23 protein-coding genes are annotated in these 22,357 nt (G+C 44.5%); 21 read left to right on the forward strand and 2 right to left on the reverse strand.

The window, feature by feature from the left end:
• The first annotated feature begins 45 nt into the window (after positions 1 to 45).
• The 17 genes from argC to A5870_RS15645 all read left to right on the forward strand — a co-directional run bounded on the left by argC (position 46) and on the right by A5870_RS15645 (position 15,910).
• On the forward strand, positions 46 to 1,068 hold the full coding sequence (gene argC / locus A5870_RS15560; protein WP_086293875.1) for an N-acetyl-gamma-glutamyl-phosphate reductase: 1,023 nt from the start codon (positions 46 to 48) through the stop codon (positions 1,066 to 1,068).
• 78 nt (positions 1,069 to 1,146) lie between these two features.
• Complete coding sequence (gene argJ, locus A5870_RS15565) at positions 1,147 to 2,337, forward strand: bifunctional glutamate N-acetyltransferase/amino-acid acetyltransferase ArgJ (protein WP_086293876.1); 1,191 nt, start codon at positions 1,147 to 1,149, stop codon at positions 2,335 to 2,337.
• A gap of 35 nt (positions 2,338 to 2,372) precedes the next feature.
• On the forward strand, positions 2,373 to 3,134 hold the full coding sequence (argB, locus tag A5870_RS15570; RefSeq protein ID WP_086293877.1) for an acetylglutamate kinase: 762 nt from the start codon (positions 2,373 to 2,375) through the stop codon (positions 3,132 to 3,134).
• Positions 3,135 to 3,309: 175 nt separating this feature from the next.
• Positions 3,310 to 4,131: a VOC family protein gene (locus A5870_RS15575; protein ID WP_086293878.1), complete on the forward strand. Its 822-nt coding sequence runs from the start codon at positions 3,310 to 3,312 to the stop codon at positions 4,129 to 4,131.
• A gap of 410 nt (positions 4,132 to 4,541) precedes the next feature.
• Positions 4,542 to 5,456, forward strand: coding sequence for an ABC transporter permease (locus A5870_RS15580; RefSeq protein WP_081118282.1), 915 nt, complete (start codon positions 4,542 to 4,544; stop codon positions 5,454 to 5,456).
• A 22-nt stretch (positions 5,457 to 5,478) separates the two neighbouring features.
• On the forward strand, positions 5,479 to 6,372 hold the full coding sequence (locus A5870_RS15585; RefSeq protein ID WP_081118283.1) for a carbohydrate ABC transporter permease: 894 nt from the start codon (positions 5,479 to 5,481) through the stop codon (positions 6,370 to 6,372).
• 62 nt (positions 6,373 to 6,434) lie between these two features.
• Positions 6,435 to 8,066, forward strand: a complete 1,632-nt coding sequence (locus A5870_RS15590) for an extracellular solute-binding protein (protein ID WP_086293879.1) — start codon at positions 6,435 to 6,437, stop codon at positions 8,064 to 8,066.
• Between the two features lie 37 nt (positions 8,067 to 8,103).
• Positions 8,104 to 8,805 carry a DUF624 domain-containing protein gene (locus tag A5870_RS15595; protein ID WP_005227228.1) on the forward strand — a complete coding sequence of 234 codons (702 nt, stop codon included), beginning with the start codon at positions 8,104 to 8,106 and terminating at the stop codon, positions 8,803 to 8,805.
• Positions 8,806 to 8,924: 119 nt separating this feature from the next.
• Positions 8,925 to 9,941: a serine hydrolase domain-containing protein gene (locus tag A5870_RS15600; protein ID WP_086293880.1), complete on the forward strand. Its 1,017-nt coding sequence runs from the start codon at positions 8,925 to 8,927 to the stop codon at positions 9,939 to 9,941.
• Between the two features lie 45 nt (positions 9,942 to 9,986).
• Positions 9,987 to 10,940, forward strand: a complete 954-nt coding sequence (gene manA / locus A5870_RS15605; RefSeq protein ID WP_170924110.1) for a mannose-6-phosphate isomerase, class I — start codon at positions 9,987 to 9,989, stop codon at positions 10,938 to 10,940.
• A 199-nt stretch (positions 10,941 to 11,139) separates the two neighbouring features.
• The gene (locus A5870_RS15610; protein ID WP_086293882.1) at positions 11,140 to 12,279 is read left to right on the forward strand and encodes a cysteine desulfurase family protein; all 1,140 of its coding nucleotides are present in this window, start codon (positions 11,140 to 11,142) and stop codon (positions 12,277 to 12,279) included.
• Between the two features lie 68 nt (positions 12,280 to 12,347).
• On the forward strand, positions 12,348 to 12,689 hold the full coding sequence (locus tag A5870_RS15615; protein WP_005232263.1) for a DUF1831 domain-containing protein: 342 nt from the start codon (positions 12,348 to 12,350) through the stop codon (positions 12,687 to 12,689).
• Between the two features lie 177 nt (positions 12,690 to 12,866).
• Positions 12,867 to 13,712 carry an aldo/keto reductase gene (locus A5870_RS15620; RefSeq protein WP_086293883.1) on the forward strand — a complete coding sequence of 282 codons (846 nt, stop codon included), beginning with the start codon at positions 12,867 to 12,869 and terminating at the stop codon, positions 13,710 to 13,712.
• Between the two features lie 42 nt (positions 13,713 to 13,754).
• Positions 13,755 to 14,360, forward strand: a complete 606-nt coding sequence (locus A5870_RS15625) for a metallophosphoesterase (protein WP_086293884.1) — start codon at positions 13,755 to 13,757, stop codon at positions 14,358 to 14,360.
• A gap of 205 nt (positions 14,361 to 14,565) precedes the next feature.
• Positions 14,566 to 15,129 (forward strand): alkaline shock response membrane anchor protein AmaP, encoded by a 564-nt coding sequence (gene amaP, locus A5870_RS15635; RefSeq protein WP_086293885.1) that lies wholly within the window; start codon positions 14,566 to 14,568, stop codon positions 15,127 to 15,129.
• An 11-nt stretch (positions 15,130 to 15,140) separates the two neighbouring features.
• Positions 15,141 to 15,335, forward strand: a complete 195-nt coding sequence (locus A5870_RS15640; protein WP_005232259.1) for a DUF2273 domain-containing protein — start codon at positions 15,141 to 15,143, stop codon at positions 15,333 to 15,335.
• Between the two features lie 56 nt (positions 15,336 to 15,391).
• Positions 15,392 to 15,910, forward strand: coding sequence for an Asp23/Gls24 family envelope stress response protein (locus tag A5870_RS15645; protein ID WP_005232258.1), 519 nt, complete (start codon positions 15,392 to 15,394; stop codon positions 15,908 to 15,910).
• Positions 15,911 to 15,996: 86 nt separating this feature from the next.
• On the opposite strand, the gene A5870_RS15650 is transcribed toward A5870_RS15645, so the two are convergent.
• Entirely contained in the window at positions 15,997 to 16,710 is a 714-nt protein-coding gene (locus A5870_RS15650) for a C39 family peptidase (RefSeq protein WP_086293886.1), read from the reverse strand.
• A 367-nt stretch (positions 16,711 to 17,077) separates the two neighbouring features.
• On the opposite strand from A5870_RS15650, the gene mnmA reads away from it, so the two are divergent.
• The gene (gene mnmA / locus A5870_RS15655; protein ID WP_086293887.1) at positions 17,078 to 18,196 is read left to right on the forward strand and encodes a tRNA 2-thiouridine(34) synthase MnmA; all 1,119 of its coding nucleotides are present in this window, start codon (positions 17,078 to 17,080) and stop codon (positions 18,194 to 18,196) included.
• Positions 18,197 to 18,393: 197 nt separating this feature from the next.
• Positions 18,394 to 18,684 (forward strand): hypothetical protein, encoded by a 291-nt coding sequence (locus tag A5870_RS15660; RefSeq protein WP_226818102.1) that lies wholly within the window; start codon positions 18,394 to 18,396, stop codon positions 18,682 to 18,684.
• 56 nt (positions 18,685 to 18,740) lie between these two features.
• On the opposite strand, the gene A5870_RS15665 is transcribed toward A5870_RS15660, so the two are convergent.
• A complete protein-coding gene (locus A5870_RS15665) occupies positions 18,741 to 19,601 on the reverse strand; it encodes an AAA family ATPase (RefSeq protein WP_086293889.1) in 861 nt (286 codons plus the stop codon).
• Positions 19,602 to 19,914: 313 nt separating this feature from the next.
• On the opposite strand from A5870_RS15665, the gene A5870_RS15670 reads away from it, so the two are divergent.
• Together A5870_RS15670 and A5870_RS15675 are read left to right on the forward strand one after the other, a co-directional pair.
• The gene (locus tag A5870_RS15670) at positions 19,915 to 20,292 is read left to right on the forward strand and encodes a DUF1033 family protein (protein WP_005227251.1); all 378 of its coding nucleotides are present in this window, start codon (positions 19,915 to 19,917) and stop codon (positions 20,290 to 20,292) included.
• Complete coding sequence (locus tag A5870_RS15675) at positions 20,225 to 22,297, forward strand: DNA topoisomerase III (protein ID WP_086293890.1); 2,073 nt, start codon at positions 20,225 to 20,227, stop codon at positions 22,295 to 22,297. Before A5870_RS15670 ends, A5870_RS15675 begins: the two co-directional genes overlap by 68 nt.
• The last annotated feature ends 60 nt before the right edge of the window (positions 22,298 to 22,357 follow it).

Genomic DNA, 22,357 nt, shown 5'->3' on the forward strand with positions numbered 1-22,357 from the left:
GAGTTTCTTATAATCTTAAGTAAATTCTTTTGAGGAGTGACGTGTTTGAAGGCAGCAATCGTTGGTGTAACAGGGTATACCGGAATTGAATTGATTCGTTTGATCCAGCAACATCCCCAATTGGAGGTGGGCACCTTGCATAGTCATTCTATGCATGAAAATTCATCAGTTTTGTATCCTCATTTAATTGGACTGACAGAGCGGCTGATCGAACCTTTTGATGCAGAAAAAATCCAAAAGGAAAATCAACTCGTGTTTTTTGCGACTCCTGCTGGAATCAGCAAAGAACTCGCAGCGATTTTTGTCGCAAATGACTTTCCAGTGATTGACCTTTCTGGTGATCTGCGATTGAAGGATCGGGATAGCTATCAAAAATGGTATCACCAAGAAGCTGCACCTACCGAGTTGTTGGCACAAGCGACCTATTCGCTGCCTGAGTTTGCAACGACTCCTGGCAATTTGATCGCCAATCCAGGCTGTTATGCGACTGCTGCCATTTTAGCGGCTGCGCCGTTGGTTCAGCAAAAACTATTCAGCGGTACGTTGATTTTTGATGGCAAGTCGGGCTTGTCGGGTGCTGGTAAGAAATTGACCGACAGCAGTCACTTTGCAACCGCTGCGGATAACATGACGATGTATAAGCCAAATCAGCATCAGCATATTCCTGAGATCATGCAGCAGTTTCAGCAATGGGATCAGGCAATGCCGCCGATCCAATTTTCTACCAGCTTACTGCCTGTCAAAAGAGGGATCTTTATGACGCTTTATGCGCCTATCAAAGACGCGATTTCGCAAGAGGACATCTATGAGCAGTACGTAAAAACGTATCAAGACCATCCGTTTGTCCGAGTGCAACCGTTAGGAAAGCTGCCCGAGCTGCGGCAAGTGACGGGAACGAATTTTTGTGACATTGGCATAAGTTTCAATCCGCTGACCCAAGTGTTGACCGTTGTCGCAGTGATCGATAATTTAGGCAAAGGGGCTGCTGGCCAAGCGATCCAAAACTTCAATCGATGGGCAGGGATACCAGAAACGACCGGTCTTATGCAAGCTCCGTTATACCCATAAAATAGCCAACAGACGCGTGAGGATACTCGTGTCAGCCAGTGGACAATCCGCAAAAAGGTGGCAGTAGGAGGAAAGAAAATGAAAGAAATCGAAGGAACGATCGCAACTCCCAAAGGTTTTTTTGCCGACGGTCTGCATTGCGGTCTGAAGAAAGAGAAAGTCGATCTTGGTTGGATCGTCTCTGAAGTGCCAGCCAGTGCTGCGGCAGTCTTTACCACCAATCAAGTACAAGCGGCACCCATTCTCGTTACAAAGGAAAAAATGCAAGCAGGCACCTTGCAAGGCGTGATCGTCAATGCGGGCAATGCCAATGCTTGTACCGGGGAGCAAGGTTTAAAAGATGCACAAGAGATGGCAGAATTGGCAGCAGCCCAGCTGCATACGAGTCCCGAAGCCTTTGCGGTAGCCTCCACCGGGATCATTGGTAAGAGCTTACCGATGGAAAAAATCACTGCAGGGATTCAGCAACTAAACAGGCAAGGGGATGCCCACCGATTTCAAAGAGCGATTTTGACGACGGATCTGACTGAAAAAAGCAGTGTCATCCAATCAACAATCGCTGACAAAACGGTGACTGTTGCGGGCTGTGCCAAAGGGTCTGGTATGATCCATCCCAATATGGCTACGATGCTGGCCTTTGTTACGACGGATGCGGCGATCGCTCCAGCACTCTTGCAAGTACTGCTGAAAGAATTAACCGACGTTACCTTCAATCAAATCACGGTCGATGGCGATACATCCACCAATGATATGGTGTTAGTTTTAGCTAACGGGTTAGCCAAAAATCCAACGATCGAAGCTGGCACGCCAGCTTATCATGAGTTTAAAGGGATGCTTAAAGCAGTTCTGACCTCGCTAGCCAAAGCGATTGCGAAGGACGGAGAAGGCGCCAGCAAATTGATCGAAGCTCACACGAGTGGAGCGGTGACGGATGAAGCAGCCCGAATGATCAGCAAAACCATCGTCGGTTCCCCGCTTGTCAAAACAGCCCTCTTTGGCAAAGACCCAAACTGGGGGCGTATCTTATGTGCAGTGGGTTATAGTGGGCAACCCATCGATCCAGCAACGGTATCGATCGCATTAGCCGACATTCCCGTCTTTGTCCAAGGGACGCCGGTAGCTTTTGACGAAACCATCATGCAAGAACAGTTGGCGGAAAATGAGGTCAAAGTCGCTGTCGAGCTGAAAGAAGGGGCAGGCGTTGGCACCGCTTGGGGCTGTGATCTGACGTATGATTATGTGAAAATCAACGCACTATACCACACCTAATACAAATCAGGTACTAGACAAAAAGGAGCGAGTAGATGGAAACGATCGTAGTAAAAATCGGCGGTGTCGCCTCAGACAATTTAACCCCGTCATTCTTTGAGACTATAGCAGATTGGCAAGCTGCGGGCAAAAAAGTGGTCATCGTCCATGGCGGCGGTCACTACATCTCAGAAATGATGGAGAAAATGGCGTTGACAGTCACGATCAAAGACGGCCTGCGGGTGACCGATCCCCAGACGCTTGAAGTAACTAGAATGGTCCTTCTGGGACAAGTTCAACCGCTGATCACGACCGCTTTCCAGCAAGCTGGGTTCCATGCCGTAGGACTGAATGCCGGCTGTGATCAACTGATTCAAGGAGAAGTCATTGATGAAGAAAAATTAGGACATGTGGGGAAAGTTCAACAAATCAACGCTGCTTTCCTGCAGCTCTTGACAGAGAAAAAACATGTTCCGATTTTGGCCCCACTAGGAATTACCCCAGAGGGTCAATGGCTGAACATCAATGCCGATGAAGTAGCGTGTCAGGTTGCTGCCAGCTTGCAAGCCGAAAAACTGTATTTGTTGACGGATGTTCCTGGCATCAAACAAGAATGCAAGTGGTTATCCGCTGTTTCTTTTGAAGAGATCCCCCGCTTGATCGCCGAAGAAGTAGTCACAGGCGGCATGTTGCCCAAACTAAAAAGCGCCGAAAAAGCGTTGAAAGCAGGGGTCGCCTCCGTTTGTATCACGGATCGTGTCGACCGTTTGGGCACTCAGATCTTAGCTGCAACTCCAGCAGCAGCTGTTTGCGGTTAAAGCCTTTAGCGGCAATCCAACGCCTGTCTTCCCCTCGTAAGATTGCAAAATTCTGACTTTTCTGCGCTTTTCTTCTTGTTTTCTCCAAAAAAAGAATAAAAGAGGTAGGGATTTCATTTGCTAGAATTTCGTTTTATCAGTACAATGGGTACATATGTAAGTAGGGGGAGAAACAATGACAGATTTCTTATTGGGGAGCAGTACGAAGTTGCTGACTGTTGCAATTCGGGTAAAAGACCGCGATCAAGCGATTGCCTTTTATCGAGATGTACTTGGCTTTGAGCTGAAAAGAGAAGAAAATGAGTTGGCCATTTTTGGTCTAAAAGGATTAGATAGAGAAGTTTTATGGTTGGAAGAAAGCCCACGTGCCAACGATCATTTCGGTGAGATCAAAAAGATGCAGCGCATCGTCTTAGCTGTATCCTCGCTAGAAGAAGCGGCAACTATCGCGAGCAATGCCCAACAAAAAGCGATTGCTTTCGAAGAAGCTCGTTATGAAGCGAATCAATTAGGCTTCCTGATAGCTGATCCAGAAGGGAACAAAATTGAAGTCTTATTTACAGCACCCGCAGGAACTGCGTTACCAAAAGACGAAGCAGAATTGATCAAAGCGGCACCTGCAAAAGCGGCTGGCTTATCAAAAGAGGCTCATTTTGGCAAGCTGTATTTAAACGTCAGTGATCTAGCCAAAGAGCAGCTTTTCTTAGAAGAAAGCTTAGGCTTGAAAACAAAAGAAGCCGAAACAAAGGAATTTATCCTCAATGATGGTGACTTCCAAGTTGGCTTGACTGAAGCACAAGGTGGTACGATCGACTTACCGAGCCATGAGGTGCTTGGCTTAGACTTCTTGAAAATCTCTATCAGTCAAGAAGATATCGATACATTGGAAAAACACTTGTCTGAGAAGAATCAAGCGTTTTTCATCGACAAAAAACGGAAATTGTTGACGACCTACGATGCGATCGGTATCGAATGGTGGTTTATCGTTAAAAAATAATAGATTATGAAAGAAAAAGCAGAGAGGGCGATTCTCTGCTTTTTCTTTTTTTTGTCAAAAAAAGAAACTTTTGTTTTTATTTCGCACGAAAGAGTGCAAAAACCTGTTACATCGATTTGAAGACCAATCATTGAAAAAACGGTAGTTTATCTGTATTAGCAGAGCAGGTCCAATCTATTTGAATTTTCTTGTTTTGTTATTTAATAGTTTAGGTGCTTGTTTTAAAACTTAATATAATAGCCATTATGATTCAAAAAAAGAAAACATTATATTGAATTGTGGTTATTCTTAATTTATAATAAAAAAGAATCGAGATTCGATGGACTCTGGACGCAGAGGTTGTTTGTTGTTTTAATGTATGCGGTTTCTTTTGGTGGTGAGCAGTAACGGGAAGACAAGGAGTAGATGTGATGAAAAAAAAGGGGATACAGCGGTATTTTGCTCAATGGGATCTTCAGCTTATGGTGCTGCCGGCGATCTTACTGGTAGGTATCTTTAGTTATATCCCAATGTACGGGATTTTGATGGCGTTTCAACAGTACAATATTTTTGAGGGAATGGCAGGAAGCCCTTGGATCGGTTTTGACAATTTTCGTCGCTTTTTTAGTGAACCACGCTTTTGGGAAATCTTACGCAATACCATTATGATCAGTGTGTTAAAGATCGTCATTTGTTTCCCGGCACCGATTTTGCTGGCATTGATGCTTAACGAGGTCAAGAATGTTGCCTTCAAGCGTGTGGTGCAGACGATTACTTATCTCCCACACTTTTTATCATGGGTGATCGTGGCAGGGTTTACGATGTCGATTTTATCGATGGATAACGGTAGCTTAAATATTGCTTTGGAGAGTTTAAACCTGATCGATGAACCAATCAACTTTTTATCGATCCCCCGTTATTTCTGGACGATCATCGTTACGACAAATCTTTGGAAATCGATTGGCTTTGGCTCGATCGTCTATATGGCAGCCATTGCTGGGATCGATCCGCAGTTGTATGAAGCAGCATCCTTAGATGGTGCGACAAAATTTCAGCAAGTTTTTTTGATTACGTTGCCTTCGATCATTCCAATCATTACGATCTTCTTGATCTTAGAAATTGGCAACTTGTTAAATGCGGGCTTTGAAGATTTGCTTTTACTGGGGAGCAATCCAGCTCTTAGGAATGTGGCGGATGTCATTGATACCTATGTGTATCGGGTAGGGATCAGCAATTCTCAATATTCATATGCAACAGCTGTTGGTTTGTTCAAAGCAGTCATTAGTGTCACGCTTTTGAGCGGAGCAAACTTTTTCGCACGCAAAGTCGGTCACAGTCTATGGTGAGTAGCAGAGGAGGAAATGAGCAATGAGGAAAAATTGGGGCGACCAAGCGATGATGGTATTCATCTATGTATTTTTGATAACGCTTGCATTTCTAACGTTTTATCCTTTCTGGAATTCGCTGGTGATTTCCTTTAATTCTGGTCGTGATACGGTAACTGGCGGCATCACTTTTTGGCCAAGAGAATTTACGTTGGAGAACTATCAAATCGTCTTTCAAGACCAGCGCTTGATGAATGCCTTTTTCATCAGTGTCTTGCGGACCGTGATCGGGACATTTTCATCAATCATGCTGACAGCGATGGCGGCTTATGGGATGTCAAAAAGAGAATTGATTGGTCGGAAATACATTACGATCTTCTTCATCCTCACGATGTTCTTCAGTGGCGGCTTGATCCCAACCTTCTTAGTGGTACGTTCACTAGGATTAATGGATTCTTTTTGGGTAATGATCATTCCTGGATTGATCAGTGTTTGGAATATGATCATCTTCCGAACGTTTTTCCAGCAACTGCCGAAAGGATTGGAGGATTCAGCGAAAATTGATGGTTGCGGGTATTGGGGGACGTTTTTCCGGATCATTTTGCCACTATCAGGTCCAGTTATTGCCACACTCTCGCTGTTTACCGCAGTTGGACACTGGAATGATTGGTTTATGCCAAGTATCTACATCACTTCGGATCATCTGATTCCCTTGCAGACGTTTTTGCAGCGAGTCTTGAATTCGAACACGGTGAGTTCGCAAATGAGTCAAATCGATTCTGGCTCAGCTGCTCGCTTGGCAGATATGACTGGTGTTACCGGAAAATCCTTATCAATGGCAATTATGATGGTGGCGACTTTGCCAATCGTAATGGTTTATCCGTTTGTTCAAAAGTATTTTGTAAAAGGTGTTTTGATTGGTTCATTGAAAGATTAGCATAGCAGATGGCCCCTTTTGATAGAAGGGGAAAGCAGTAAGAGTTGAAAGGGGATAAAAGAATGAAAGCAAGGCTATTAAAAGGAGTACTGTCAGTGACTGCAATGAGTCTTTTGCTGGCAGCTTGCGGCAATGAGTCCGGAACAAGAGAAAGTGATGCAGCGGCACCGAGCGAACGTGACAGCTCGGAAGTATTTGAGCTTGGTAGTGAACCGCTAGAAATCACGATGTTTGGTAATTATGATTGGTATACGATGGATCGCTGGGGAGATGATCCTGCAACTGCTGCCATCAAAGAGCTGACCAATGTGGATATCCGGGCGATCGACGGCGGCGGGAATGCGGCACAGCGGCTAAGTACAATGATCGCCGGTGATGATCTGCCTGATTTTATCTGGCTTGATCGTGGGTCAGATGTGGAACGGTTGCGAGAAGCGGGGGCCTTAGTACCGTTTGATGATTACTTGGATAAATACCCGAACTTGAAAGAATGGGCCGGCGAAGAAATCCTCAACATGTTGCGTTCAGAAGATGGTAAGCTTTATCAATTTCCAAACTGGTATAGCTCTGAGCCTTTTGGCAATGCGGGTTATGTCGTCAATAAAGAGATTCATGATGCTTTAGGAGCGCCAGAATTGAAAACAACCGATGATCTTTATGAGTATTTGAAAGAAGTTCAAACAGAGTTTCCTGATGTCATTCCATTTGAAACAGATGTCAGCGGACAAGGGATCAATGTCTTGTACTCTGCCTTTGCGGAAGGGCGTTCACCAGCAGATATCCGCATTCGGGCTGTCCCTCAAGGCGATGCTTTGACCTCGATCTTTGCCAATGAAAACTACGTAGAATCGATTGAATATGCGTCAAGATTGTACCGTGAGCGCTTAATGACCCAAGATACCTTAACGCAAGATGCAGATATGGTGGCAGAAAAAGTAACCAGCGGTCGCGTAGCAGTTTATGCTGCTGCCAGTCCATCGAATCATGCCCGCGATGCCCACTACATCTTGCAAGAGCAAAATCCAGATGCGGGGTATTTCTATATCGAACCAATTGCTAAACCAGGACTGGATCCTGACAATATCTTCCCAGGTTCCTATGAAATGCTAGGGTGGAATGTCAGTGTCATTACTAGAAATGCAGAAGACCCAGAAAAAGTCTTTGCCTTCTTAGATTGGTTAACAGGGCCATTGGGTCAGTCGATCCTGATGTTTGGACCAGAAGGGCAATATTGGGATGGCTTCGATGAAGAAGGTTATACAAAGTTCACAGATGCCTACGCAGAAGATGCTGCCGGCGTTTCAGAAATCGAGCAAGCAACATCAAGTTTCCAATGGAACGGCAACTCCGCCTTTTTAGACAATACCAAAACAAAATTTGAGTTAAATCTTCCAGAAGATCAAATGAACTGGGCAACGAAATGGCAGCATGCCATCACTTGGGACACGCAAAAAGACGACACGGAATTTGCGGCGATCAACCCGATGCCAGACTCACCAGAAGGAATTATTCAGCAACGGATCAACGATATTTTTGAAGAAGCCAATGCTTCAGCGATCTTTGCTGACAGCGATGAAGAAGTGCGTGCCATCTTTGCTGAGGCGGAAGCCCAAGCACAAGCAGCGGGCTATCAAGAGTTGCTGGATTATCAAACAGAGAAATGGCAGCAAAATCTACAAAACTTAGCCCGCTAGAGGGTAAATCAGTTGATTAGAGGAAGGAGACGGACTGATGGGAAATGAACGATGGTATCGTTGGTATGGTGCCAGTCAAGCGATAGCTAGTATGTTGCTTTTGAATGGCTACTGGTTACTGTTCAATCTGCCTGTTCTATTGCTAGCTTTGGGGCTGATTTTCCCCAGCTCTCCTCGTCAGTTTCTTTTCTCTTTGGTTGGTTTGATCATTAGTTTTCCTAGCATTCTTTTGCCAGCGACCTTTGCTTTATTTGGGGTCATGCGGCGTTGGTTGTACTATCAAGAACCACGTCAGGCCATCGGAGGGACCTTTTGGCGGCTCTATCGGGAAAATTATCGGCGCAGTTTTGCCGCAGGCCTCTTTTTCGGTAGTCTCGCTTTGCTGCTGTTAGGCTCTTATCGCCAAATCGATTCCTTTCAGTTGCCCTTATTGGCTGTCGGCTATTTGTTTTTAAGTATCATTTTACTCGTGTGGTTGCTGTATTTTATCTGCGACAGTGTGCATTTGGCGGCACCCATGCGGCTCGCCTTGATCAAAAGCTTTTTCATCATCTTTTGGGCACCGTTGCAGACACTGATGTTGCTAGGGCTGTTGAGTGGCCTCGCTTTACTGCTCGTCTTGATCAATCCCTTACTCGCGGGATTGATCGTAGGGGGACTAGGTAGCCAATGTGCCTGTTACAGTTATTTGAGAATCATCCAAAAGGCGCAAGCAAAAGCTGCACCAGCTGACGAGTAATCTATGTAACACTGATTAGAAAAAAATCTGAAAACTATCCTTAATGGGTAGTTTTTTTCATTGGCGAAAAGTGCTAAAGTTAGAAGCAAGACAAGCCTGAAAGGAGCGAGTATGGAACGATGACAATGTACCCAAAAACAGTACAGCTCATTCAAGAAAAAATGCCGACCGTTTTCCCAGGAGCGGTGCTGCGTTTTGTCGCTGGTGAAACCCAAGAGACCCATGTATTCGGACAGGCAGCGCTTCTTCCGAAAACCGAACCTATGACGAAAGATCATTTGTTTGATTTAGCCTCATTGACGAAAGTCGTTTGTACAACGAGTGTTCTGTTAAAATTGTGGGATCAAGGAAAAATCGAGATGGAGGCGCCGCTTACTCGTTGGCTGCCAGCGTTTAAAGACGATCGGGTAACGATCAAGCACTTGCTGACGCATACGGCAGCCATCAACACGTGGATTCCTCATCGAGACCAGTTGGGTGCTGCTGCCTTGCGTAAGGCGTATTTGCAGCTTGAAAGCAGTGATACGATCGGTCAAACGGTCAACTACACGGATACTGGTACGATTTTGCTGGGCTTTTTATTGGAGGAGCTGTATCAAAAACCAGTGACCGAGATTTTTCAAGAAGAAGTCTTGACGCCTTTAGGCATGAAGAACAGCGGCTTTCCGCCTTTTCCTCCTTCAGAGCTGCCATTGATCGTGCCTACCCAGCAGCAGCCAGACGGCAGTATCCTTAGAGGAATCACCCATGACCCAAAAGCACGAGTGCTGGGAAACCATGCCGGCAACGCCGGGTTGTTTTCTACCGTGGATGATTTGACGCTGTTCGTTCAACTGTTACTGGCAAATGGTCAGCAGCAAGGGGCGCCGTTTTTCTCAGAAAAAGTGATGCAGGCGCTGGCTCAGAGGCAGACGCCTGAAAGCACAAAACCTCGCACCTATGGCTGGGACTTATTGGGTGCGCCGTACCAATTATTTCATACAGGCTACACAGGCACGTTTCTCGCAGTAGATATCCCTAACAAAAAAGCGTTTATTTTCTTATCGAATCGGGTCCATCCAGTGGATCATCGAGAAAGCTATTTGGGTCATCGTGACGAAATCCTGCAATGTTACTTAAAAGAATCTGCCGAATAAGCGGATTCATGCTATAATATGCACGAACAACTAGAGAGGGGAACAATTATGGAACCATTGTTTATGAAACCTGTTTTTCAAGAAAAAATTTGGGGCGGCAGTCGCCTGCATTCTGTTTTTGGTTTTGATTTACCGAGTGACAAAATCGGTGAAGATTGGGCGATCAGTGCGCATCCTCATGGGGTGAGCGTCATTGAAAATGGTCCGTTTAAAGGCAAAACATTGGCGGATCTTTGGCAAGACCATCAAGAACTGTTTGGACATTCAGACGAACCAGTCTTTCCATTATTAATTAAAATTCTAGATGCGGAAGATGATCTATCCGTTCAGGTCCATCCTGATGACACGTATGGGCTAGCCCATGAAGGGGAATTAGGGAAAACGGAATGCTGGTACATTATTGATGCCGAACCAGGTGCGGAAATCATTTATGGCCACCACGCACAAACCAAAGAAGAACTTGCGGAAATGATCGAAGCGGGTCGTTGGGATGATTTGTTAACAAAAGTCCCGGTGAAAAAAGGCGATTTCTTCTACGTGCCAAGTGGAACGATCCATGCCATTGGGAAAGGGATCATGATCTTAGAAACCCAACAAAGCTCGGATACGACTTATCGGGTGTACGACTATGATCGTACTGATGATCAAGGACAAACACGGGAGCTGCATATCCAACAATCAATCGATGTGACGACGATTCCTGCACGGACGCCAGAATTATCGATCCGTGAAGTCAAACAAGGACAATCAGCAGTCGTTACCTATCTTGAAACGCCATTTTTCAATGTGTATGAATGGGAAGTACGTGGGAAATTATCGTTGGCACAAAATGCCGATTATACCTTGATGACCGTGATTGATGGGTATGGGCATTTGATGATCGACGGTCATTCCTATGAACTAAAAATGGGCACGAGCTGCATTTTGCCAAACCCGATCAAGAAATGGGAATTGGTTGGTGAATTGACTGTCATTGCCTCTGAACCTGGAAAAAAATAAAACGATCAGTAAGTGACGTGATTCGCACAAGAAAAACAGCACACGTTCCTGATTTTTCGTAAGGCTGAACGCGTTCAGCTGCCTGTCATCATTGGCGATTTTTCCGCTTTTGACTGACAGGTTTTTTCGTATGGACACTCACGATAGACGTCTGAGGAAGATTTGTTATAATGGCAGTAATGAAGGATAGGTGAAAAGAATGGTTTACTTAGATCATGCAGCAACGACACCGCTGCACCCAGAAGTGATCAAAGTGATGAGTGAGACGATGCAGACATTTTTTGGCAATCCATCAAGCATTCATCATTATGGTCGAGATGCCCACACTCAATTAGAATTGGCTCGTCAAGCGATCGCTCAGCAGCTAGGGGTCAAGGAACATGAGATCATTTTTAACAGTGGAGGTACCGAAAGTGATAATACAGCGATCATCGGTACAGCCCTTAGTAAACAAGCACAAGGCAAACATATCATTACGACCCAGATCGAACATCCGGCGGTCATTGAGAGTATGCGCTATTTAGAAGGCTTAGGCTTTGAGGTGACCTATTTGCCCGTAGATCAAAAGGGGCAATTGGCCGTCAGTGAAGTTGAGGCTGCCTTACGTCCCGATACGATTTTAGTATCCATAATGACGGCAAACAATGAAACGGGCAATTTGTTGCCGATTGCAGAAATTGGGGCCCTTTTACGGGAGCATCCCGCCGTTTTTCATACCGATGCCGTGCAAGCTTATGGCAAGATCCCGCTTGAAATCAATGAAAATAGCATTGATCTCCTAAGCATTTCGGCTCACAAAATCAACGGACCAAAAGGGATCGGCTTTTTGTATAAACGAGATGGTTTGTCGCTACCTTCGCTACTCCATGGTGGCGAACAAGAAGAAAAACGGCGAGCAGGGACGGAAAACTTGGCAGCCATCATGGGAATGGCCAAAGCAGCTTCTTTGCATACCCCCGAAGCGCAGCAAGCAGCGGCAGAACAATATCAAACGTTTGCCGATGTACTGATGGATACCTTAGCAGTACAAGGCGTCGATGTTCAGTTGAATGGTGATCCAGCACACAAATTGCCGCATATTTTGAATCTGCGTTTCCCAGGTGTCAGCAGTGACTTGCTGCTGATGAAATTGGACTTAAAAGGGGCCGCCATCTCGACAGGCAGCGCTTGTACGGCGGGCAATGTGGAACCCTCCCATGTGCTAGAAGCGATGGTGGGCAAAGAGCATCCAGCTATCCGGGAATCGGTCAGAGTCAGCTTTGGCTATGGCAACACATTGGCGGAAATCGAAGCATTTGCTCAGCTATTAGCAGAAACTGTCTTAGCAACGAAAAAGTAGGAGAACAGCTAGCAATCTCGCTGAAAACTATTTATAATGAAAGAAATGATGTTAAAGAGGTGAAGAACATGGCATTTGAAACAACAGCAACCGTTTTAGGCGCAGCAACCCAATACCGCATTGCTCCTGAAGCAAAAAAATATACGTTGCGGGACAATGGCTTTACAGAAACGAACGGCGGCAACTTCCAATTGATTCGTGGCCTTGAAGCAACGCCCCAAAGCAAAGAAGGCTTTAAATTAAAAATCACTGTTGCAAAAGATCTGCAAACCTTCAAGATGTCGATCACGACAGCCAATGGATTAAAAGCAGTCAATATTTTCAAAGATGAACAGCACAAAATGCTGCAAGAAAAATTTTACTTTTTAATGGATGGTTTTATCAGCCGCGGGTTGTTTGTCAAAGCGTAAGCTTTTGTCAAAAGCAGCTATACCGTTCAAAGGGCAAGAAGTGTGTCACTCCGCCAAACAGGCAAGGGATTGATACACTTCTTTTGTATCTTTGCCGGTTTCTTTTTATACTAAAGAAAACAAACCTAAGCCGTTCTCAGAAAGTGGATACGTTGAGACGAGAAAGAAGGAATCCAGATGAAACGAACCTTAAACAAGCAATCAGTGTTAGCCGTTGGAATGGGGACTTGGCATATGGGGGATGACCCTGCTAAGGAAAAAGCCGAGATCGATGCGCTGCAAGCGGGCATCAAAGCCGGAGCGGCTGTCATCGATACCGCAGAAATGTACGGCGAGGGAAACGCAGAAACGCTAGTTGGCAAGGCGATCCAGCCCTTTACACGAGGGGATCTTTATTTGATTTCAAAAGTTTATCCCTGGAATGCCTCCGCAGATGAATTGCCGAAAGCTTTAGACCGTAGCTTAGCGCGTTTAGGCACCGACTATCTTGATCTGTATCTGCTCCACTGGCGAGGAGATGTGCCGTTAGCAGAAACAGTTAACGCACTAGAAGCTGCCAAAGCCTCTGGAAAGATTCGTGCATGGGGCGTCTCTAATTTTGACGTGGCAGATATGGAGGAGCTGTTGCTGTTAGAAAACGGCGATCAATGTGCCGCCAACCAAGTACTCTATAATTTAGGTGCCCGGGGGATCGAATACGATCTTTTGCCTTGGCAGGCAGAGGCTGAGATTCCGGTGATTGCCTACTCACCCATTGCTCAAGGCGATCGGCTAGGGCACCACTTTAAAAATGATGAAGTCTTGAAAGAGCTGGCAGAAGCCAAAGGCTGCACGATTTTTCAGCTGCTTTTGGCATGGACCCTCCGACAACCCCACGTCTTAGCGATCCCCCAAACCAGCGACTCGCTACATATGCTGCAGAACATTGAAGCTTGCAAAATCGTTTTTTCCAAAAGCGAATTGGCAGCAATCGATGCGCGTTTTCCTGCACCGACGAAAAAGCAGCCGCTAGCGATGATTTGAAGACCCTGATCACAGAAAAAAGCAGTAAAGTAAGGAGCGACTATGAAATTTTTTACGTCTGATACCCATTATTTTCATGCAGCCTTGCTCGGGGACAATGACTTTGCCCCACGCCCCTTTGAGACAGTGACGCAAATGCATGAAACGATGATCGCCAGCTGGAATGAGGTGGTTGCGGATAAAGATGTCGTTTATCATTTAGGGGATGTCGCGATGCACCCTGATTACGAAGCGGGCTTTCCAGAAATTGCGGCGCTGTTAGCACAGCTACAGGGCAAAATCGTTTTTATCAAAGGCAATCATGATACCCGGGCTTTCTTTGCGTACTTGCGCAAGCATGATCCTGGTTGTTTGGGAGCCCAAAAGTATGCGTTTGAAGATGTCGGTGTCTTGCTGAAGTTTGCTCATCAGCAATTTATACTGACCCATTATCCTATGCTGCTGGGGATCACCAAAAACAGCCGCAATCTGCATGGGCATATCCATCATCACAGTGTTCCAATTGCTGAGAATCTCAACGTAGGAGTCGATGCGCCGGAATTGGCGTTTCTGTCGCAGCCGCGTCCCTTCGGTCGACCAGTTTCCGAAAATGAACTGGCGGTGCTGTATCATGCCAAACAACAAGAACTTGCCAAGCTAGCTCGTTAACAGATAACAAGAAAAGCAAGCATCCAAACAGATTCGGGTGGCTTGCTTTTTTTGTGATGACTTTGACAGCAAGCTTTGATTAAGGAAATTTTTTTGATAAAAATAAACTTTATATGTAAAAAATAATCGATTCCAAGAGTTATTATTTGATGGATATTTAAGAAATGTGTATGCTTTAAGTAGAAAGCAGTAAAGGAGGTTGCCAATGCGTAAGATTTCTAAAGTGATTTTTATCATCGGATTACTTTTACTCTTACTTGTCTTTTATTTTGGGATCATCGCCAATCAGCGAGCGGCTTCATTGCCTGTTTACTTGATTCCTTTGGATGAATATCCTTGGGTCGGATCTTCCATGAGTATGCTGCTCTTTTGGTTATCTGTTGGCTTTGCTATTTTTACAGTGATCGCACTCTTTGTCGTTTTGTTTTATCCAAAACGCTCAGACCGCTTGATCATTCCCCATAAGACAGGCGATTTAGTGATTCAGAAGAAGGCCTTAGAGCATTTTGTGCTCGAGCGGGTGAAACAAGCAGATTTCATCCATCAGCCATCGGTAAAAATCAAAATCGTCAAGAATAAAGTAGCGGTAAAAATCGATGGAGAAATGAAACAAACAGCAGCCATCCCGCAAAAACAAGAAGCTTTGGTTGGTGAGATCAGCAGCAGTCTGCAGCAGCTTTTCGGTATCGAAAGCAATATCCAAACGGAAGTTGTTTTAAAAGATACGCAAGAAACGCCAGCAGCCCATGACCAACCGCGTGTAGTTTAGGAGGAACAGGTATGAGTGAATGGTTCTACCACTATAAGATCCCGCTTATCTTTGCAGGTTTCGGTTTGATCCTAGCGATCCTGTTTCTAACGATCGGCTTTTTGAAAACCATACTGCTGGTGCTATTTACGGCACTAGGTACGTATCTGGGATTTTATCTCAAAGAAGTCGGATTCTTTGAACAATTTCAAAGACCGCGCCGTTAACTTTGGTAACATTATTAGTTTAATTTATATCAAGATTATAGTAGGAGGAATGTACGATGGAAAACCAAACAAAACCAACAACAGGTGTTAAAGGAGAATTAACTTACGAAGATAAAGTGATTCAAAAAATCGTAGGCATTGCATTAGAATCTGTAGACGGACTCTTAACAGTCGATGGCGGTTTCTTCTCAAATATTGCAGGTAAATTAGTCAACACCGATGATGTGACTTCAGGGATCAACGTTGAAGTTGGGAAAAAACAAGTGGCAGTCGATCTTGATATCGTTGCAGAATATGGCAGCGACATGACCACGATCTACGACCAAATCAAAGAGGTTGTTTCAACACAAGTCAACAAAATGACGAATTTAGAAGTCATCGAAGTAAACGTGAATGTAGCAGATGTCAAAACACGTGAACAATTCGAAAAAGACTCTGAAACAGTTCAAGACAAAGTAAGCAGTGCGGCAGAAACAACTGGCGACTTTGCGTCAAAACAAACACGTAAAGCCAAAGGTGCCTTCAACCGGACAACGACGCGTATTCAAGAAAACAACGAACCACGCGTTCAATAATAGTAAGATAAGCAAAAGACTAGCTTCGGCTAGTCTTTTTTTGTCCCACAAAAGGTGTATTTTTGCAGCTTCAGTCGATCAGAACATCAAAGCCAAAAGCTCCAATAATGGATTCCTTCTGCTTGAAAGACATCGTTAGGATAACTTTTCTCATAATGGGCTTTTTCGGGGGAATCATTAGGATCGAATACTTGGATATTTCCTTCTTTGTTCAAAGCCAATACCATGATATGTCCGGATGTCGTAAAGGTTCCTGCTTGAACCGAGACCACAACGGGGATGCCTTGTGTCATTTTCTCATAGGCAGCCTCAAATGAATCCCCTAAATCGGCAAATTGGTAACCAAAAGCTTCGGCAAATTGAGGAAAGATTTGCCAACTGGTTCCTTGTTTGGGAAGATAAAATTGATCGCCAGCCCACTTTAATAGTTTGTCAGGATTCGGCGGATGATCCGTCCAAAAAGCATCGATCATGGCTAAAGAAGCAATAGCGCACCCGTTTGCCGCAAACGTATTTTGCTCTTCTCCATATCCATACGGGTTATTGCCCCAGCGTTGATCGGTTTGTACAATCAACGGCACTTGCTGCGTGTCTGCCATCGCTTGTTGAATCGCTTGATTGGCTTGGCGAGTGAACTGTTTTGAGACAAGCGCTGTCTGATCAAACGCAGCATCCCTGATCTGATCAATCACGTAATGAATGACAAACACACCACCGATGAGAAAAAGCAGCAGTGCAAGGCTCTTCTTTTTCTTCCCATCGTTTCTCCTAGTTTTTGATGTCTTTGTGTGTGATCGCATGAAATGCCCCTCCTCGTAAAGTAGTATCTAAGAGAAGTATAGTCTTTTTCTAATAAGAGCATTTCTGCATTTCCTGAAGAATTTCATACGATTTTATGACAACCACCATTTGAAAAGTAAGTTGTTGCTGTTTGGACAGCTGTCGATGACAGACACAAAAGCAGCGCTTCCTCTATTTGGCTGAGTGGGTGGAATAACGAACAGTAACTTCTCTCCAGATGTCTTTTCTAAAAAGGAATTTTTAAGAAAAGACAGCAAACAGTGAAGTTTTTTGTGTTTTGTTGTATAATGCAAATTACTGAAAAGTTGCGACCTTCAAATCGTAGATGATTTCAGAATCTATAATTGAAATGATGGTGAAACGATCATGTCTAACGAAAACACCCGGGTGGTGGTTGGAATGAGTGGCGGGGTAGACTCGTCAGTAACAGCACTTTTGCTGAAAGAACAAGGGTATGATGTTGTCGGGATCTTTATGAAAAATTGGGATGATACCGATGAAAACGGTGTTTGTACCGCAACAGAAGACTACAAAGACGTAGCCAAAGTGGCTGCGCAAATCGGGATTCCTTATTATTCAGTGAATTTCGAAAAAGAATATTGGGACCGTGTATTTGAATATTTCCTTGCAGAATACCGTGCCGGACGGACACCTAATCCAGATGTCATGTGTAACAAGGAAATCAAGTTCAAAGCCTTTTTGGATTATGCGATGGATCTTGGTGCCGATTATGTAGCAACCGGCCATTATGCACAAGTGACCGTTGATGAGAACGGCGTGACCCATATGTTGCGAGGCGTGGATAACAACAAAGATCAAACGTATTTCTTAAGCCAATTGTCACAAGAACAATTGAGCAAAACCATGTTCCCACTAGGCGGCATGGAAAAATCAGAAGTACGAGCGATCGCTGAACGGGCCGGTCTAGCAACAGCCAAGAAAAAAGATTCCACTGGTGTTTGTTTTATCGGAGAAAAGAATTTCAAACAATTTTTGAGTAATTACTTGCCAGCGAAAAAAGGCAATATGGTTACATTAGATGGCGAAGTCAAAGGACAACACGATGGCTTGATGTACTACACCATCGGACAACGTCAAGGCTTAGGCATTGGCGGCGGCGGTGCCACTCAAGAACCATGGTTTGTAGTTGGAAAAGACTTAGCAACCAACACTTTGTATGTGGGGCAAGGATTCCATCACCCCGCATTGTATGCAGATCGCTTGGAAGCAAGCCAAATCCACTTTACTACAGAACAAGACCGCGGCACGGAATTTTCATGCACAGCAAAATTCCGCTACCGTCAACAAGATGTACCGGTAACCGTGCGTCTATTAGAGGGAGATCGGGCAGAAGTGATTTTTGACGAACCAGTACGCGCCATCACTCCTGGACAAGCAGTCGTTTTTTATGACGGCATGGAATGCTTGGGCGGCGGTTTGATCGATGCAGCCTACAAAGAAGCCAAAGAATTACAATATGTTTAACCACTAACACAATCAGCCCTAGCTAAGAACACTGAACCAATCAGTTGCACTTAGCTAGGGCTTTTTATAAATCAATTCGAAAATCCGATTGGAGCGAACGCTTTCTATTTCAAAAATTTAGTCAAAATATGCTATAATTTAGTCGTAAAATGAATGTTTTTGATGTATTGGCATTTTTAAAAGAAAGGAGGAGGAGCATGAATCGTACCAAAGCCAATCTCATGAAATGGGGGTTTGTCGTTAGTGTCGTAGGGGTGGTGATGCTTCATCAGACTCAGGTCATTTCAAGCCAAATCAACCATCTTGCCTTAGCCGTACTATTGGGTTTAGCCGGGGATTTGCTTGTTTTTAAAAAGTTCTACTTTTTGTCCTCTCAAATTGCGGGGCATTCCGATCAGTATAATCAAGCAGAAGTCAAGTGGGGCAAAATTGCGGGAGTGGTCGCCTTCTGTATTGCGCTGATCAATTTGATTTTGGTCTTTGTGTGAGTGCGACGGAAAAAAGCCACCAAAAGAAATCTTTGGCGGAAAATGGTTTACTTTGGTCATGATTGATCATCAAATTCGGCTTGATGTGCTTGAAAAAAATGGTAATACTGCTGGACACTAGCTAACTGCGTCCACTTCCGAACATCGACGGGCGTTTGATCCAAATCATAGATTTTGGCTTCCTTTAAAGACAAAACGAAAGGACTATGGGTAGCAATAATGAACTGACACTGTTCATAGCGAACAAAATCTTCCAGTAACTGCACCAGTTCCAGCTGACGCTCAGCAGAAAGAGAATTTTCTGGTTCATCTAATAAGTAAAGGCTGTTGGGACGAATCTTTTCTTGAAAGAAGCGAAAGGCACTTTCGCCATTGGAATATTCTCGGACATTGTCGATCAAGTGCTTGCGGGTGAATTTGGACTGTGTGTTGGATCGTGCAAGATTGATTTTCTTCAATTCATGGTAGTCGTCAAAACCTGTGAAACGAAAGTCCGCATACTTTGCTTGGTAGTATTCTTGAAACACTTCTTCTCGGCGATGATCGATCCCTTGATTCAAATTTCGAATAGCCAGCATGTAATCAAAGACGTCATCGCTGGTCAATAGCACTTTTTCTTGCGGTTCGTCGTTGCTACGAGCAGAACAGTAGGATAGATAGTCCTCGAAAAAATTCGACCGATTATACGCAGCAAAGCGCTGCGCGTGGATCTTTTCGGCAATCACGTTCAATGCAGTGGTTTTGCCAGAACCATTGCCGCCATATAAAATCGTGATTGGTTCAAAATCGATCTGCTGAAAACGGCGGGCACTGAGAATCTGAAAAGGGTAGTAAGAATCATAAACGGTTCGTTTGATGGAAAGGAAAAAATCAAACTCGGTTTCTTGATCGGGAAAAGTGATTTGTTCGAGATACATGAGGCACCTCCTAGCAGGTTCGTGGTTGCCATTATTGTAGCATATCCATCACAGATAAAAATTTTTTTGCGAGGTTAAAATAAATCTTGTTTGCTATTTTTTTAATCTTTTACTGTTATATTCACAACAGGAAACTTCTGTGCTAGACTATAGGGGCATAGAAATGATGTAATCTTAAGCAACTGATAAAACGTACAAAAAAAACGAAGGTTTAATGAATTCTTTAAGCGATGTTTAAATGCTGAAACTTATTCCTTGCAAGTTTAAGTAAAAGTGACTAATATGAGGAAGGAATCGTGAAAGGAGCAATGGAATGTATCAAGTAGTAGTCATGTATGGGGACAATGAACCGTGGTGGTTTTTTGAGGGATGGCAGTCAGATATTCAAGAGGCGTTCACATTTGCAACTTTCAGCGAGGCGCAGTCATTTTATGAACAAAAATGGCAAGAAATCAGAGAAGAGTATTCGTACATAAATGCAAAATCAAACTTTATGACGGCTTTTTGGAATGAAGAAGACGAACGCTGGTGCGAAGAATGCGACGATTACCTCCAACAATATATTGGACTGGCATTGCTTAAAGAATATCAGCAAGTCGTCGATGAAAGCAGGAAAGATTTTTATGAAACAACTAATTCTAGCGGAAAAGCCAAGCGTTGCCAAAGACCTCAGCAAAGTTTTGGGCTGTGAGCAAAAACATAAAAATTATTACGAAGGACCCAAGGCGATCGTTACTTGGGCCCTTGGTCATTTATTGGGCTTGAAAATGCCTGAAGATCTAAATAAAGACTGGGCATCATGGCAGATGGAAACATTACCGATGATCCCTAAGTCCATTGGGATCAAGCCGTTGCCAAAAACCGGTCATCAACTAAAAGCCATCAAACAATTGGCTCAAAGAAAAGATGTCGGGGAAGTTGTGATCGCTACTGATGCGGGAAGAGAAGGGGAGCTAGTTGCTCGCTGGATTTTGGAGTGGGTTCGTTTTGACAAACCAGTCAAACGTTTGTGGATTTCTTCGCAAACCCCTAAAGCCATCAAAGAAGGCTTTGCAAAATTGCAGTCAGCCAAGCACTACGACAATCTTTACTACTCCGCCCTTGCGCGGGCAAAAGCCGACTGGCTGGTAGGGTTGAATGTCACGCGGGCATTGACGGTCAAATATCAAGACAATCTTAGTGCGGGTCGGGTCCAAACCCCTACCTTAGCTTTGGTGCGCAGTCAGGAAATGCAGATCGAGAGTTTCCGTCCGCAAACCTATCATGTGATTACCCTAAACGTAGGTGATGCCAAGGCTCGCCTGCAGCAAAAAAATCCTTATCAATTAAAAGAACGCAGCGATGCTGAAGCATTGGTCAAACAGATGAGTCAACAAAATGGTCGCGTGACAGCGATCGAAGAAAAGGTCAAAACAGAAAGTGCACCACTGCCCTACGATTTGACCGAGATCCAACGAGAAGCCAATCAGCGTTATGGGTTTTCAGCCAAGAAGACCTTGTCGCTTGTTCAAAGCTTGTATGAAACCCACAAGATCGTCACTTATCCAAGGACGGATTCCAAGTATTTGACCAATGATATGAAGGCAACCATGAAGGAACGCCTGCAGGCAGTTGCGGATTTTGCCCCAGAAGTCAAAGGATACTTGAAAAATGGTGGACAAGTGGTGCAGCAAGCTGTCTTCAATGATAAAAAAGTTACCGATCACCATGCCTTATTGCCAACGGAACAGCGGGCACGGTATGAAAAATTAACTACCGATGAACAACGGATCTATCAAATGATCGTTAGTCGTTTCTTAATGCTCTTTGCGAAACCTCATAAAAAACAGCAACAGAAAGTGACCGTGACCTTTGGTTCTGAGACCTTTGTGTTCAACCGCAATACCGTGTTAGAAGTGGGATGGAAAACGACTTCCGAAGAAGAAACCAGTGATATAGCTTGGCAAAAAGGCAGCACCGTCAAGCCTGATTTTACCATCCAGAAAGAGTTGACTACACCACCAAAACCGTTGAATGAAGGAACTCTTTTAGGCAAAATGGAAAAACATAGTCTCGGTACGCCGTCAACCCGTGCGGAGATCATTGAAAAGCTGATCAAATCTGAGCTGATGGAGCGGACCCCAAGCGGCTTGCAAGTATCGCCAAAAGGCAAGCAGCTGTTAGTCTTAGTCAATCCATCCTTGGTGACACCAGAATTGACGGAAAAATGGGAGAAGGAACTGGAAGCCATCGCGAGAGGCACCTATTCTGCCCAAACTTTCCTCGCACAAATCGAAGCGGACACCAAACAACTGGTCAAAGAAATCAAGCAAAGCGAAAGCAAGTACCAAGATTTCTCATTGACCCAAAAACGGTGTCCCGAATGCGGCGAACCATTGCGGGAGAAAAATACCCGTGATGGCAAGATCTATGTTTGCTCCAGTGGCACTTGCAAGTACCGTCGTCGGAAAGACCCGAAAGTTTCGAACCGACGTTGCCCGCAATGTCACCGAAAGATGGAGATCATTGAGGGCAAAAATGGCGCCTATTTCCGCTGTAAATTCGATGGGACCACCGAAAAAATGGCGGATAAAAAAGAGCGCAGCAAAAAGCTGTCGAAACACGAAGAACGCCGCTTGATGAACAAAATCAATCAAGAAGAACCGCAAGAAAGCCCATTAGCAGCTGCTTTAAAAGCTGCTATGGAGAAGAAATAACTGCATGAGGTAGAAAATGAAAAAGAGTGAGGACGATTTTGCTGTCCTTCACTCTTTTTT

This window comes from Enterococcus sp. 2G9_DIV0600 (assembly GCF_002140615.1).
GTDB classification, from domain to species: domain Bacteria; phylum Bacillota; class Bacilli; order Lactobacillales; family Enterococcaceae; genus Enterococcus_D; species Enterococcus_D innesii.